The sequence below is a fragment of the Rhodococcus sp. C-2 genome, assembly GCF_027854095.1.
GTDB classification, from domain to species: domain Bacteria; phylum Actinomycetota; class Actinomycetes; order Mycobacteriales; family Mycobacteriaceae; genus Rhodococcus_F; species Rhodococcus_F qingshengii.
On record NZ_JAQGFI010000002.1, the window covers coordinates 81,273 to 94,815 of the forward strand.

General features: G+C 62.7%; 14 protein-coding genes. 8 read left to right on the forward strand and 6 right to left on the reverse strand.

Features of this window, described 5'->3' with window-relative positions; all coding sequences use genetic code 11:
* Positions 1 to 41: 41 nt before the first annotated feature.
* Positions 42 to 614, reverse strand: a complete 573-nt coding sequence (locus tag PCS43_RS04230; RefSeq protein ID WP_042920278.1) for a TetR/AcrR family transcriptional regulator — start codon at positions 612 to 614, stop codon at positions 42 to 44.
* A gap of 152 nt (positions 615 to 766) precedes the next feature.
* On the opposite strand from PCS43_RS04230, the gene PCS43_RS04235 reads away from it, so the two are divergent.
* Together PCS43_RS04235 and PCS43_RS04240 are read left to right on the forward strand one after the other, a co-directional pair.
* On the forward strand, positions 767 to 1,294 hold the full coding sequence (locus PCS43_RS04235) for a cupin domain-containing protein (RefSeq protein ID WP_204856190.1): 528 nt from the start codon (positions 767 to 769) through the stop codon (positions 1,292 to 1,294).
* A gap of 35 nt (positions 1,295 to 1,329) precedes the next feature.
* The gene (locus PCS43_RS04240) at positions 1,330 to 1,782 is read left to right on the forward strand and encodes a MaoC family dehydratase (RefSeq protein ID WP_003945664.1); all 453 of its coding nucleotides are present in this window, start codon (positions 1,330 to 1,332) and stop codon (positions 1,780 to 1,782) included.
* Positions 1,783 to 1,786: 4 nt separating this feature from the next.
* Here the strand turns inward: PCS43_RS04240 and PCS43_RS04245 are convergent, their stop codons facing one another.
* From PCS43_RS04245 to PCS43_RS04260, 4 genes are read right to left on the reverse strand one after another with little or no spacing between them, the layout of a single operon-like run.
* On the reverse strand, positions 1,787 to 2,506 hold the full coding sequence (locus PCS43_RS04245; RefSeq protein WP_007734485.1) for a DUF1707 SHOCT-like domain-containing protein: 720 nt from the start codon (positions 2,504 to 2,506) through the stop codon (positions 1,787 to 1,789).
* Between the two features lie 17 nt (positions 2,507 to 2,523).
* Positions 2,524 to 3,156 (reverse strand): response regulator, encoded by a 633-nt coding sequence (locus PCS43_RS04250; protein WP_047269712.1) that lies wholly within the window; start codon positions 3,154 to 3,156, stop codon positions 2,524 to 2,526.
* Positions 3,157 to 3,184: 28 nt separating this feature from the next.
* Positions 3,185 to 4,408 (reverse strand): MacS family sensor histidine kinase, encoded by a 1,224-nt coding sequence (gene macS / locus PCS43_RS04255; RefSeq protein ID WP_209911482.1) that lies wholly within the window; start codon positions 4,406 to 4,408, stop codon positions 3,185 to 3,187.
* A complete protein-coding gene (locus PCS43_RS04260; protein ID WP_007734480.1) occupies positions 4,401 to 5,579 on the reverse strand; it encodes an AI-2E family transporter in 1,179 nt (392 codons plus the stop codon). The genes macS and PCS43_RS04260 overlap by 8 nt, the downstream gene beginning before the upstream one ends.
* A gap of 192 nt (positions 5,580 to 5,771) precedes the next feature.
* Between PCS43_RS04260 and PCS43_RS04265 the strand changes: the two genes are divergently transcribed.
* Entirely contained in the window at positions 5,772 to 7,250 is a 1,479-nt protein-coding gene (locus PCS43_RS04265) for an adenylate/guanylate cyclase domain-containing protein (protein ID WP_209911798.1), read from the forward strand.
* Between the two features lie 9 nt (positions 7,251 to 7,259).
* Positions 7,260 to 8,366, forward strand: a complete 1,107-nt coding sequence (locus PCS43_RS04270) for a lysylphosphatidylglycerol synthase transmembrane domain-containing protein (RefSeq protein WP_245361539.1) — start codon at positions 7,260 to 7,262, stop codon at positions 8,364 to 8,366.
* Here the strand turns inward: PCS43_RS04270 and PCS43_RS04275 are convergent.
* Complete coding sequence (locus tag PCS43_RS04275; RefSeq protein ID WP_007734477.1) at positions 8,363 to 9,043, reverse strand: FadR/GntR family transcriptional regulator; 681 nt, start codon at positions 9,041 to 9,043, stop codon at positions 8,363 to 8,365. The genes PCS43_RS04270 and PCS43_RS04275 overlap by 4 nt on opposite strands.
* A gap of 163 nt (positions 9,044 to 9,206) precedes the next feature.
* Here PCS43_RS04275 and PCS43_RS04280 point away from each other — a divergent pair, with 163 nt between their 5' ends.
* From PCS43_RS04280 to PCS43_RS04295, 4 genes are all read left to right on the forward strand, one after another.
* Positions 9,207 to 10,943 (forward strand): 2-isopropylmalate synthase, encoded by a 1,737-nt coding sequence (locus PCS43_RS04280; protein WP_209911479.1) that lies wholly within the window; start codon positions 9,207 to 9,209, stop codon positions 10,941 to 10,943.
* A 78-nt stretch (positions 10,944 to 11,021) separates the two neighbouring features.
* Positions 11,022 to 11,570 (forward strand): YceI family protein, encoded by a 549-nt coding sequence (locus PCS43_RS04285; protein WP_003945643.1) that lies wholly within the window; start codon positions 11,022 to 11,024, stop codon positions 11,568 to 11,570.
* A 64-nt stretch (positions 11,571 to 11,634) separates the two neighbouring features.
* Complete coding sequence (locus tag PCS43_RS04290) at positions 11,635 to 12,012, forward strand: DUF3054 domain-containing protein (RefSeq protein ID WP_050655475.1); 378 nt, start codon at positions 11,635 to 11,637, stop codon at positions 12,010 to 12,012.
* 57 nt (positions 12,013 to 12,069) lie between these two features.
* A complete protein-coding gene (locus PCS43_RS04295) occupies positions 12,070 to 13,542 on the forward strand; it encodes a peptide MFS transporter (protein ID WP_003945468.1) in 1,473 nt (490 codons plus the stop codon).
* The last annotated feature ends 1 nt before the right edge of the window (position 13,543 follow it).

A 13,543-nucleotide genomic window follows, 5' to 3' on the forward strand; every position in this document is an offset into this window, starting at 1 on the left:
GAGGACACCTTCGACTGACAGCACCCTCGATTGACAGGGCATTAACGCCGAGGTGCCGCATTCCGCAATCGTTCGGACAGAAGCCGACCCGAAGTGTGAAGCGGAGCGGGATCCTGACGCGCCCGAGCAAGGACCAGCGCGCCCTCGAGTGCGGACAGAGCGAGAATTGCCTCGGACTCGGCGTCTTCGCGGGACCAACCGTCTGCCTCGAGGCGCTGAGCCAGCAGTGCGAGCCACGAGTTGTACCCGTCCGCACAAGCACCGCGGATGACCTCGGATTCGGTTGCGGCATCCAGTGTTGCCGTAGCCAGGGCGCATCCACGTTCGTAGTCCGAATCCGACAAACGCGCAGCCAATGCGGCGGCGAATGCCGAGATCGCGGTGGCTGCATCGGGTGAGCTCTCCAGCAGGTGCCGGATGAAATCGGCCATTGCCTCGCCACGTCGCCTCAGAGCCTCGCCTGCGAGTTCTTCCTTGCCGCCGGGAAAGTGAAAGTACAAGGAACCTTTGGTAGTCGCACTAGCCGAGAGAACTTCCGACACCCCCGTTCCGGCGTAGCCCTTCCGCTGCAACAAATCGGCAGCGGCATCGACCAACAAATCCCTCGTAGACATATGTTCAATATACCGATCAGTACACATATCGACAACACTTGAAGTGCATAAATTGTCAAAACCTTGCATCACTAGACCGATTGGTACATGATTCGGGAATCAACAAACCGGAGCGCGGCCAACGACGCTCACGACGACGAAGGACTGAATCGATGTCACCGAATTCCCCGAACAACACCACCACGACCGTCCTCGGACCGGACGAAGACCTCGGCGGGACCCTCGCGGCCACCGGCGTCCGGATGATGGTTCGTAGCAAACAAACCGAGGGAGGTTTCTCTCTTGTACAACACCGCATCGCTCCGCATTCGATGACCTCACCGGTCCATCGCCACAGCCGGGAAGACGAGTACACGGTGGTTCAAAGTGGCCGCGTCGCAGCGATGGTCGGAGACGAGGTCGTCTACGCGGAGACCGGCGCCATGATCTTCAAACCGCGTGGCCAGTGGCACGCCGTGTGGAATCCCGACGACGCTCCAGCGCGGATTCTCGAAATCATCACGCCCGGAGGAATGGAAGACCTGTTCGAACTGATGCCGAAACTACTGGCCGAAGCAGGTTCCGCCGCGGAATCGGTTGCAGCGCGGGTAGAAGCAGACTTCGGGATCGAATTCGATCTCGTTGCCACCGCCGAGATCGCACAGACACACGGTGTGGGATTCGGCATCGAAAGTCACTGACCGACTGTCAGCACCTACCGATCGAAGGAAGATTCATGCTTGTACTCACCGGAGCAGAAGACCTCAGCGCCAACCTGAACCAAGAGCTGGGCGTCAGCGACTGGCACGATGTCACCCAGGAGTCCATCGACGAGTTCGCCCGGGTCACCGGCGACGATCAGTGGATTCACGTCGATGTGGATCGCGCGAAGGAGTCACCGTTCGGCGGAACCATCGCGCACGGCAACTACACGCTCTCACTCGGCCCCAAGTTCTCGTACGCAATGTTCTCGCTCGAAGGTTTTGCGTTTGCTCTCAACTGCGGATTCGACAAGGTCAGGTTGCCTGCTCCGCTTCCGGTCGGCTCTCGTGTCCGCATGCGCGCAACGTTGAGCAAAGTCGAACCGATCAACGGCGGTGTCCAGATCACGGTGACGCAGACGTTCGAACGAGAACACGGTGACAAGCCCGTGTGCGTCGCCGAGATGTTGACCCGCGCGTATCACTGAAAGGTCAGGAGCCGAACATCTTTCGGATCGTGGTACCGAAGGGATGCTTCGCGGTGACACTGCCGAATCGCACCTTGCCGTGCACCACCAGATGCAGCGGGCCCATCTGTGGGCCGGACCGAACCTTGTTCGACGCGCTTCCCCCGACTGCCTCGACACCGTTCATGTCCACCGTCGCCTCTTCGGGAACGATCAGTGAAATCGAGCTGGCGTAGTCGTCGATCGAGATGTTCACGACCTGCGTCTGCATCACCGCGCGCGTGAAATCGATAGTCACACTGGACATTCTGGTGTCGACCACGACAGCTGGTGGAACGATCCAGGCACCGTTCCGCGTCACCGTCGCCATTCGTCCACGGATCACGGCAGCATTTGCCGCTCCGTAAGTACCTACAACCGGAGCCCCGACGGGAGCGCGGTAAGGCGGGCTCGGGTGAACCGGCGGCGGTTGGGGTTGGTACGTCGGCGCCGGGTAGGGCTGGCCTTGGTACATCGGCTGACCCGCATTGGGATACGCGGGTGGGTCGTAGTCGGAGATCAGTGTGATGCCCGGAAGATCGGCGAGAACCGAGTTGAGCTCACCTCGTGTCTTTGCGGCCAAGGCAGTGTCCATGCGCTCGGTGAACTCACCGAGCGAGAGCATCCCTTGACCGACAGCTTTCTGCAGCAGCTCGCCGACATGCTCTCGTTCGGCATCGGATACGCGTAGATTCCTGGCCTCCATGATTTCCAGGATAAACGTTATTCGAGACCTTGTTCTATCGCGTATCGCGTGAGCTCGACGCGATTGGCCAACTGAAGCTTCCGAAGCGTTGCCTGCACATGGTTTTCGACGGTCCGGTGGCTGAGCGAGAGCCTCGTGGCGATCTGTTTTGCGCTCAGCCCCTTGGCGACAAGACGGAGCACTTCGGTCTCACGGTCGGTGAGCCGAGGCAGCTCGGGTGCGCGATCGTCGGCCGGTGCCGTCGACATCCGGCGGTACTCACCGAGCACCAATCCGGCGAGGCCGGGGGTGAAGACGGCTTGTCCGTCGAATGTCGCTCGCACGGCCTCGAGCAGTTCCGCCACCGAAGCACTCTTGACCAGGTAACCCGACGCTCCGGCTTTGACCGCGTCGAGGACGTCGTCACGTTCGGCAGAGGCCGAAAGCACCAGTACCTTGCTCTTCGGCGAAACCTCGAGAACTGCGGTGGTGGCGTCGGCACCGTTTCCGTCCGGCAGGTTCATGTCCATCAGAACCACCGCCGGTTGCACGGCGGCGGCCCGGCGGCGCGCACTCTCGACACCCTCCGCCGTGGCGCTCACGGTGAAGCCGGCAGCTTCGAGGTCCCGGGAGACACCGTCGCGCCACATCGGGTGATCGTCGACGACCATCACCGTCACCGGATTCTCGCCATGTTCGTCAGCCGCGCTCACTTTTCCCCTTCGGAACGTTGATCTCCCATTCGGTGCCCTCCCCCGGCCCGGTTTGCAGGACTGCAGTGCCGCCGAGCACCTGCACTCGGCCGAGAATGGACTTCGATACTCCCATGCGGCCTTCGGCTTCGGCCTGCGCCAAGCGACCCTCGGGGATTCCGACGCCGTCGTCGCGGATGCTGACGATCACCTCGTCCGGCAAATCTTCGAGCAATACGTATGCCTTCGCCGCGGGCCCGGCGTGCAGCCCGACATTGGACAGAGCATTGTCGACGATGGCTGCCAGTTCGATGGCTCGATCACGCTCGATCACGACGGGGTGCGCGGGCGTCGACACCGACACCGACGTGCTTGCCTGCGTGGTCAGCAGCGGACACAGATCCACTGTCTGTCCGCCGACGTCTGCCGCGGCGCCCGAAACCTGCTCGGAGATCAGCATTCTCAAGGCGACCTCCTGCTCACCGGCCAGAGCAGCCAGTTCAGCTGCCTCGCCGCCGAGTGCCGCACCTCGCCTGCGCACCATCGCCAGCACCTGCAGAACGCCGTCGTGTACTTCGCGTGCCAAACGCTCGCGCTCTTCGGTGGCCGCCGCCAGACGGACGGCTTGCTCGAGTTGTCGATGCGAGCGCCGAGCGGTGGTGGTGGCCAAGCCCAACGCCAGGCCGACCGATACGAGCACGGGAGCCGTCGCATCGCGCCAGAGGTCCAGGTTGACCTGGTCGCGGATGATCGCGCTGGCCGCCGAGATGACAACTCCGGACGCCATACCGAGCCACGGCCCGCCGAGAATTGCCGCGGAGATGACCGCGTTGGTGGCCCACAGCGTGGTGGGCAGCGTCTGGTGATTCTGATACCACTCGTGGTCGGAGACCAGCCTCGTCGACGCCATCAGCAAGATGACGACCACCTGATCGGCGATCACCACCTGATACCGCGGCAGCTTCTTCCCGAACAAAGCACCGGATGTCCCGAGCAACAGTGCCGACACCCCGGTCCACACGGCCATCAGAGCGACGACGAACCAGCTGAGCCGAGAGTTGGTGTAGTCGGAGGCCGAGGCGAACTGGTAGCTGATCGCGTACACCAGCGTGACGAGCCGAAATGCCTGCGCCGCCCGCCACAGCGGGGCATCAGGGTCGGTGTCGACGCCCGACGCCTCGCGAACGGTCGGCTGATAGTGCAGCCGACGACGGCGGGTGGGGTCAGTCATCGGGAGGGGTGGGGTTCACGATGCGAGGCTCGGCGCGCGGCTCGTCGGGTTCGGCGGGGAACAGTGGGGTTTCCGGATCTTCGACGTGCAGTTCGGCGTACGCGATGTCCGGGTCGTCGGCGAGGAGGGAACGAATAGCGGTATTCAGGACCGCGACGATCGGGACAGCCAAGAGCCCGCCGACGATTCCAGCGAGAACGATGCCCGTTGTAATGGCGAGAACGACTGCCAGCGGATGCAGGCGAACAGCGCGACCCAACAACAGCGGTTGCATCACGTGCGCTTCGAGCTGCATGACGCCGATGATGATGCCGAGGACGATCAGCGCCGTCAGGAAACCCTTCGTGACCAGAGCGACAAGCACCGCGAGAAAACCGGTCAGAAATGCACCGACGATCGGAATGAACGCGCCGATGAACACCAACGACGCCAGCGGCAGGGCGAGCGGCACCCCGAGGATCGCCAGGCCGGCACCGATACCGATCGCGTCGGCGGCGGCAACCGCGACCGTGGCGCGCACGTAGCCGATCAGCGACCCGAAACCTGCAGAACCGGCGATCCGTACGCGACGACGCGCGTCGGTGGGAACGATCCGGGTGACGAACTGCCAGATCTGATCGCCGCCGTAGAGGAAGAAGATGAGAGTGAACAACGTCAGCAATGCCCCGGTGAAGATCTCGCCGATTACTGTCGCCGTGGTCAAGGCGCCGCTGGTCAGGGACTCACGATTGGATTGCACCGACTTGACGACCGAATCACCTGCCTGGCGGATCTGATCCTCGCTGAAGTGCAGCGGACCGCTGGTGAGCCAGTTCTGAATTTGCGTGACGCTGGCCGTGAACTGGTCGGTGAGCTGGGGCAACCCGTCGATGAACTGCTCGACGACAAACGTCATGATTCCCGCGACCAGCCCGATCGAGGCAAGCAGAACGACGATGACGGCCGCCGAGCGGGGAACACCCCACACCTGTAGCCGATCGACAATCGGGATCAGCAGAGCTGATGCCAGCAGAGCCAGCCCCACCGGGATGAGCACGGTTTCGAGGCGGAGTACGACGTACCCGAGAACCAACAGTCCGGCGAAGATCACAATGAGGCGCCACGACCATTCCGCAGCGATGCGCACGCCGGGATGCACCGCCCGAGCGTCGGCGGAGATGGGTTTGTTCATCCTCGATGCTCGCTCCGCACGCCCCCTGTTTGCGTTCACATCGCGAGCCTAACCGGCCCGGCCGACACAGGTGAGCGGACGAATAATCGGACGCGCGTACCAACACTTCGACCTCTGCCAGCTAAATTGAACCCTGTGCGGGCCTCATACAGAGCAATAGCGGTGACCATCCGCAGCCGGTGGCCCCTCTATATGCTCTCCATGCTCGCAGCCAATCTGATCGGCGCGGTACTGGTCTTTGCCTTCGTCCGGTACGGCGTGCCGATCCAGGAGTCCGACGCGATAGTTGCCGACCGGGTCCGCAACTTCGCGATCTTCGGCGTGTACCTGGCATTCGCCGGCGCCGTCAGCCTCACGGCGGCGGCGATGATGTTGAAGTCGGTCATTCGCTGGCGGTTGCGCGGGGGTCCACCCACGAGGTCCGAGCAGATGGCGGCACTGCACGCGCCGCTTCGCCAGGCCATCGTCCACCTGGTGCTGTGGATTCTGGGCGGCATCATCTTCGTGTTCCTGACCATCACCGAGATGCCCGGACTCGCGATCGCCGTGATCGTGACGGTCTGCATGGCCGCGACCACGACCTTCGGGTTCACCTACATGCTCGGTGAGCGCATTTTGCGTCCGGTCGCCGCCCAGGCCTTGAGCGAGGGCGAATTCGATCGGACCATGGCGCCTGGCGTCGGAAGCCGGCTGGCGATGACCTGGGGTCTCGGCACGCTGATGCCCGTCGCAGGCATCATCTTGCTGTGCTCGACGCAGCTCACGACCGATCTCGAGTTCTCCCCCGACTCGCTCGCGTGGGCGATCCTGCTCATCTCGATCATGGCGATCGTGCAGGCCTTTGCGCTGTCGATGCTGACGGCTACCCAGATCTCCGATCCGATCCGCCAACTGCGACGCGCCATCGAGCGGGTGCAGCGCGGCGCCACCGACGTACGCGTCGAGGTGTTCGACGGCAGTGAGATCGGCCGGCTGCAGGTCGGCTTCAACCGCATGATGAAAGAGTCCGACGAGCGTCGTCTGCTGCGTGAGCTGTTCGGTCAGCACGTCGGCGAGGACGTGGCCCGGCGCGCGTTGAAGTTCGGTACCGAGCTGGGCGGCGAAACTCGATTCGTGGCAGTTCTGTTCGTCGACATGGTCGGATCAACCGGTGCCGCGGCCGAGCGCCCGCCGGGTGAAGTGGTCGAACTGCTCAACGAGTTCTTCCGTGTGGTCGTCGACGTCATCGATCGTCACCATGGTTTTGTCAACAAGTTCATGGGTGATGCGGCACTCGCCATCTTCGGTGCACCACTAGATCGGCCCGACGCTCCGACTGCGGCCTTGGCGGCGGCTCGCGAGCTGCGGTTCAAGCTCAACGACATCACCGGCCTCGACGTCGGAATCGGTGTGAGCGCGGGGCTCGCGGTCGCCGGCAACATCGGTGCTGCCGAACGTTTCGAGTACACCGTGATCGGTGATCCGGTCAACGAGGCGTCACGGCTCACCGAGCTCGCGAAACTTCGGCCCAGCCGGGTGCTGGCGTCGACGAGCGCGTTGTACTTCGCCGACGAAGAGGAACAGGCCGAGTGGGAACTCGGCGAGCAAGTCCAACTGCGTGGGCGCCGACGACTGACGCATCTGGCGTGGCCCGAAAAGTATCCAGAGGTCGATCCGGATCAAATTGGTTAGGGTGAGTCGATGGCTCAGCCTGGAAACACCCCACGGCGACTGAGACGACCACGCTCGCCCGTGGGCGAGACCAGTCGGTCCACAGGGCGCTTCTGGTGGCTGAAGTGGCTGCTCGGGGTGGCTCTGATCGCTCTTCTGATCGTCGAGGGAATCATCCTGTGGCCCCGATTCAATGAGTACTGGCAAGCGCTCACCGAGATTCACTGGGGTTGGGTGGCTGCCTGTGTGGCGGCCCAGGCATTGTCGCTCAGTGGATACGCGTCCGTTCAGCAACGTCTTCTCAATGCGGCCGGCGTGGTCGCTGGTCACGTCAAGAACCTCTCGGTCATTTACGCCAGCACGGCGATGGCGCTGACGTTGCCTGCCGGCCAGGTCTTCTCGACCGCATTCACCTACAAGCAGACTCGAAAGTGGGGGGCGACGCCGGTAGTCGCGTCGTGGCAGTTGGCAATGTGCGGTGTCATAGCCGCTGCCACTTTGGCACTCCTCGGCGCCACCGGCGCAATAGCATTCGGCACCAAGGTCAGCCCGGTGACGCTGACGATTTCGCTCGTCGGCATGGCAGCGCTGTTCCTGGCGTTGCGATACATAGCCCAGAATCCCGGCAGCATCGAGCGCATCGGGCACCGAGTTCTGGCGCTGTACAACCGTTCCCGCAAAAACCCGGCCGGGCGCGGCATGCACCGTTGGTCCGAAATCCTCAAGCAACTGGACTCGGTTGAACTGAGCCGCACCGACACCGCGATTGCCTTCGGATGGTCGGCCGTTCACCGAGCTGCCGACGTCCTCTGTCTCGGTTTCGCTTGTTGGGCCGTGGGAGCCGATCCGTCGTTCGCCGGTCTGCTGATCGCATTCACGGCGGCAAAAGCGGTGGGCAGTATTCCACTCTTGCCGGGCGGTTTCGGCGCCGTCGAACCCGTACTCGCCACAACGCTGACCGCTGCCGGCTCCACCTTGGCGCAGGCCGCAGCAGCGGTAGTCGTTTATCGGATAGTCAGTTTCGTTATCGTCGCACTGGTGGGATGGCTCGTCTTCCTTGTGTCGTTCCGTGCAACCCACCACGAAGACCTCGAGATGGACCTCGAGTTCGAACGCCGCGAACAGCCGGGCGTCTAGCGTCGCAACGCTGCCGCCATGTCGTCGAGGTGTGCCCGGCTGATCCGTACGGCTGCCTCCGCGTCGCCGGCTTCGATGGCGTCCACCAACATTCGATGCTCGTCCGCATCGGGCTGGCTGTGTGGATGCAGGTCCAGAACCGCGATCAACTCGATCAACGCAGCCCGCAGACGCGGTACAAAGGTCTCGAAGAGTTCCGACAGCACGGGATTGTGTGCCGCGTCCACCACTGCTCGGTGGACGGCGATGTCGGCGTCGACGAACGCTGCGTCGCCAGAGTGCGCTGCGGCAGTTCTACCGTCGAGCGCTTGCCGCAGAGCCGCGACGTCAACGGCATCGCGCCGCTGCGCGGCGAGGCGAGCTGCTTCGATCTCGACCGCGTTGCGCACCTCGACGACGTGAAGGATCGCCTCGGCTTCGAGCACTCGGGGCCACTGATCCGGAGGCGTCGTACTCCGTAGGAAGACCCCGGCGCCCTGCCGCGATTCGAGCATGCCGAGGCCCGCGAGAGTCCGCACTGCTTCCCTGATAGTGGACCGCCCGATACCCAACTGCGCAGCAAGAGTGGTTTCACCTGGAAGTTTGGCGCCGACTTCCCATTCACCGCTCACGATCCGCGCGCGTAGCAACTCCGCGGCCTGGTCGGTGAGCAGCCGACGCTCGACGATCGGGGACACGTGAACTCCTCAGGTTGTCTGATAAGTAATTTCGTTCTAGTGTAGCCCGCATGGCTACAGGAGCACTCCTTCTCGACTGCCGCGGCGGGGCCTGAAAGACCGGCACCCCTCCGCGGGGTTTCGCCATGCCGGTCTCTCGACTCGACCGCAGGAGAAACCGAAGATGAGTACTACCCGCGCCAACCGCTGGAACAACCAGAAACCGTCACCCATGCCGTCCGAGCGCTATCGCGCCGCGTGGGATCGCGTCGACATTCCGACTTTCGAGCGGACGTGGCCGTCCAATCGCACCACCGCGGCGCCCCTGTGGGTGCCCGTCGATCTGCGTGACGGCAACCAAGCCCTCGCAGAACCGATGGACCCCGAACGCAAGCGTCGAATGTTCGAACTGATGGTGGCGATCGGCTACAAGGAAATCGAGGTCGGCTACCCCTCCGCGAGTCAGACCGATTTCGATTTCGTTCGCGACCTGGTGCGCTTCGATCTCGTTCCCGACGACGTCACTATCGTCGTATTCACTGCCGCGCGTACGGATTTGATCGAACGGACATATCAATCGATCGAGGGGCTGCCTGACGCGGTCGTCCACATGTACACGGCGACTGCGCCGACGTGGAGAAACGTCGTTCTCGGCAAGGAGCGAGAAGAGTTGCACGACATGATTTTCCGCGCCGCGCAAGACGTTGCTCGTGGCGGCGAAGGCCACGACGGCTGGCGATTCGAGTTCTCACCCGAGGTCTTCAACCTCACCGAACCCGACTACATCCTGCAGGTCTGCGACAGTCTCACCGAACTCTGGGACGCCAGCCCCGATCGCCCGGTCATCCACAACCTCCCTGCCACAGTCGAAATCGCCACCCCCAACATCTATGCCGATCAGATCGAATACATGCACCAGAATCTGGCCCGACGCGATTCGGTGATCCTCTCGGTCCACCCGCACAACGACCGCGGCACCGGCGTTGCGTGCGCCGAACTGGCAGTGCTGGCCGGCGCGCAGCGCGTCGAGGGATGCCTGTTCGGCAACGGCGAGCGGACGGGCAACGTCGACCTGGTCACACTGGGGCTGAATCTGCATGCACAGGGCGTCGATCCGGAAATCGACTTCTCCGACATCGACAAGATCCGTCGAACGGTGGAGTACTGCAACAGAATTCCCGTCCACGAACGCCACCCGTACGGCGGCGATCTCGTGTACACGGCATTTTCCGGAACCCACCAGGACGCGATCAAGAAGGGCTTCGCGCATCACTACGAGAGCGCGGAGGCTGCCGGCGTCGATCCGGGATCGGCGCCGTGGGCGGTCCCTTACCTGCCGATCGACCCCGTCGACGTCGGCCGCGACTACCAGGCGGTCATTCGTGTGAACAGCCAGTCGGGCAAGGGCGGAATCGCATATCTGCTGCAGACCGAGTACGGGGTCGAACTCCCCCGGCGCCTGCAGATCGACTTCGCCTCGCGGGTGCAGCTCGAAACCGACGACTCGGGCACCGAAATGACTGCCGACCAACTGTGGAAACTGCTGCTGCGCGAGTACGGGTACAACGGAGGAGTGCGTCGGTACTCACTGGAACACACCGCCGACGGTGATCAGTTGTTCGTTGCCATCGATCGCGACGGGCGCGAGGTCACCGCCGCGGCCAGTGCGTCCGGGCCGGTCGAGGCATTGAGCAAAATCCTGACCGAACAGGGCTCAGCCGTCGAGGTTGTCTCGCTCACCCAGCATTCACTGCCCCGCAACCCGAATTCTTCCGGGAGTGCGAATTCGGCAGTCACCATTGCAGAGTGCGTGGTGAACGCCGAAGGGCGCTGGGGCATTGCGGTGCATCAGTCGGTGACAGCGTCGGCGCTTCACGCGGTCTACGCCGCAAGCACAAACACTGTGATGCAGCTCACATGATCTTGCGGAAGGATTTCCTGGGGTCCATAGTTGAAGCTACAAGAACTTGAACATTCAACTACTTATTCAGGAGCTTCCATGACCACCGCAACCTTGCCCGCATTGACCGCCGGAACCTGGGTCATCGACACCGTCCACTCCACTGTCGGATTCTCGGTTCGCCACCTCATGGTTTCCAAGGTTCGTGGAACGTTCGACGAGTTCTCCGGAACGATCACCGTTGCCGAAGACGGAACCCCCGCCGTCGAGGCCGAGATTTCCGTGGACTCCATCAACACCAAGAACGAGCAGCGCGACGGCCACATCAAGTCCGCTGACTTCTTCGACGTCGAGAAGTTCCCGAAGGCCACCTTCAAGTCCACCGCAGTGCGATCCAAGGGCAGCGACTTCGTCCTCGCCGGCGACTTCACGCTCCACGGCGTCACCCGCGAGGTCGAGCTGAACCTCGAGTTCAACGGCGTCAACCCGGGCATGGGCCAGGGCCCCGTCGCCGGATTCGAGGCCACCACCGTCATCAACCGCAAGGACTTCGACATCTCCATCGAGATGCCCCTCGAAGGCGGCGGAGCAGTTGTCGGCGACAAGATCACGATCACCCTCGAGATCGAAGCCGGCCTCCAGGCCTAACAGCACTGTGCGCCTTTATTAACCGCCCGCGGTTAATAAAGGCGCACAGTCGTATGGTGTGAGCGTGAAGAAGTACGCACCATTCCTGCTGATCGACGCCATTCTTGTCATAATCTTCTGCGCGATAGGGCGCCGTACCCACGAAGAAGCCAATGCGCTCGCCGGTCTGGCGAAGACATCCTGGCCCTTCCTGACCGGCCTGGTGATCGGATGGGCTGCCACGTTCGCGCTCTACCGCGACAAGTTCAACGCCGTTCTCCTTGTTCCCACCGGCGTTGTCGTTTGGCTCGGCGCCGTCGTCTTCGGGATGATCCTGCGAGTGTTGAGTGGCCAGGGCACCCAGTTCAGCTTCATCGTCGTCGCGACGCTGGTCCTCGGCGCGTTCCTTCTCGGTTGGCGCGCACTCGCTCCGCTGGTAGTGAAAATCCGCACCAAGTCGTAACCAAACTCCACGGCTCGGAACCACCCGAAATGCCCGAGCACGTAGGACACTTTTCGGATGAGCAACACTACGGAGCCCGTCGAACGTAGCGAGAAGGAAGACCGGGGGTTCTTCGGCCAACCCTTTGCGCTGGCGAACCTGTTCGGCGTCGAGATGTGGGAGAGATTCTCCTTCTACGGGATGCAAGGCATCCTCATCTACTACCTGTACTACAGCGTCAGCGACGGCGGCCTCGGCATCAGCCAGGCGGCAGCGACCAGCATCGTCGGCGCGTACGGCGGCACCGTCTACCTGTCGACGATTCTCGGGGCGTGGGTGGCCGACCGACTGCTCGGCTCCGAGCGCACGCTCTTCTACAGTGCTTCGCTGGTGATGGCCGGCCACATCGCACTGTCGGTTCTTCCCGGCATGTGGGGTGTCGGCGTCGGCCTCGTCATGGTCGCCTTCGGCAGCGGCGGCTTGAAGGCCAATGCGACCTCTCTGGTCGGAGATCTCTATTCCGAACAGGATGTTCGCCGCGACGCCGGATTCTCCATCTTCTACATGGGCATCAACATCGGCGGTCTTGTCGGTCCGCTGCTCACCGGAGCCGTCCAGGACGCCTGGGGATTCCACGCCGGTTTTGCTCTCGCTGCCGTCGGCATGGCGCTCGGCCTGATCCAGTACACGCTGGGCCGCAAGCATCTTCACGGAATCGGTGCCGAACCCGGCAACCCGTTGCCCGCGGACAAGCGCGCACTCTACATCGGGATCGGCATTGCCGCGATCGTCGTCGTCGCGGTCGCCTCCGTCACCGGCTTGATCACGGCGGACAACATGTCCGACGTCGTTGTCGGACTCACGATCGTCGCGTCGGTCGGTTACTTCCTCCTCATGCTCACCAGCAAGAAGGTCACCAAGGTCGAACGCAGTCGAGTCTTTGCATTCATCCCGATGTTCATCGCGAGCGCGGCCTTCTGGTCGCTGTTTCAGCAGCAGTTCACCACCGTGCCGGTGATCTCAGACAAGCTCCTGGACCGCAATCTCTTCGGTTGGGACTTCCCGCCGACGTGGGTGCAGTCGATCAATCCGGTGTTCATCATCATCTTTGCCGGTGTGTTCGCAGCGATGTGGACCAAACTCGGTGACCGTCAGCCGTCGTCGCCGATCAAGTTCGCGCTCGGTACCGGCACGATGGGTCTGGCGTTCCTGGCGTTCATCCCGATCACCGGGGGCGGACCGAACAGTGCACCGCTCCTCGGCCTTGCCGGTGTGCTTCTGCTCTTCACCTTCGCCGAACTCTTCCTGTCCCCCGTCGGCCTTTCCCTTGCAACCAAACTCGCGCCCGAGCATTTCCACACTCAGATGGTGGCGTTGTTCTTCTTGTCCGTTGCATTGGGTTCTTCGATGGCGGGAACCTTGGCCGGTTACTTCGACATCGACGACAGTCGCCCGTTCTTCCTGATCATCGGTTTCTCGTCGATCGGAATCGGAGTGATTCTTGCTCTTGCCTCGCCGTGGATCAAGAAGCTGATGCAGGGCGTGAAGTAGA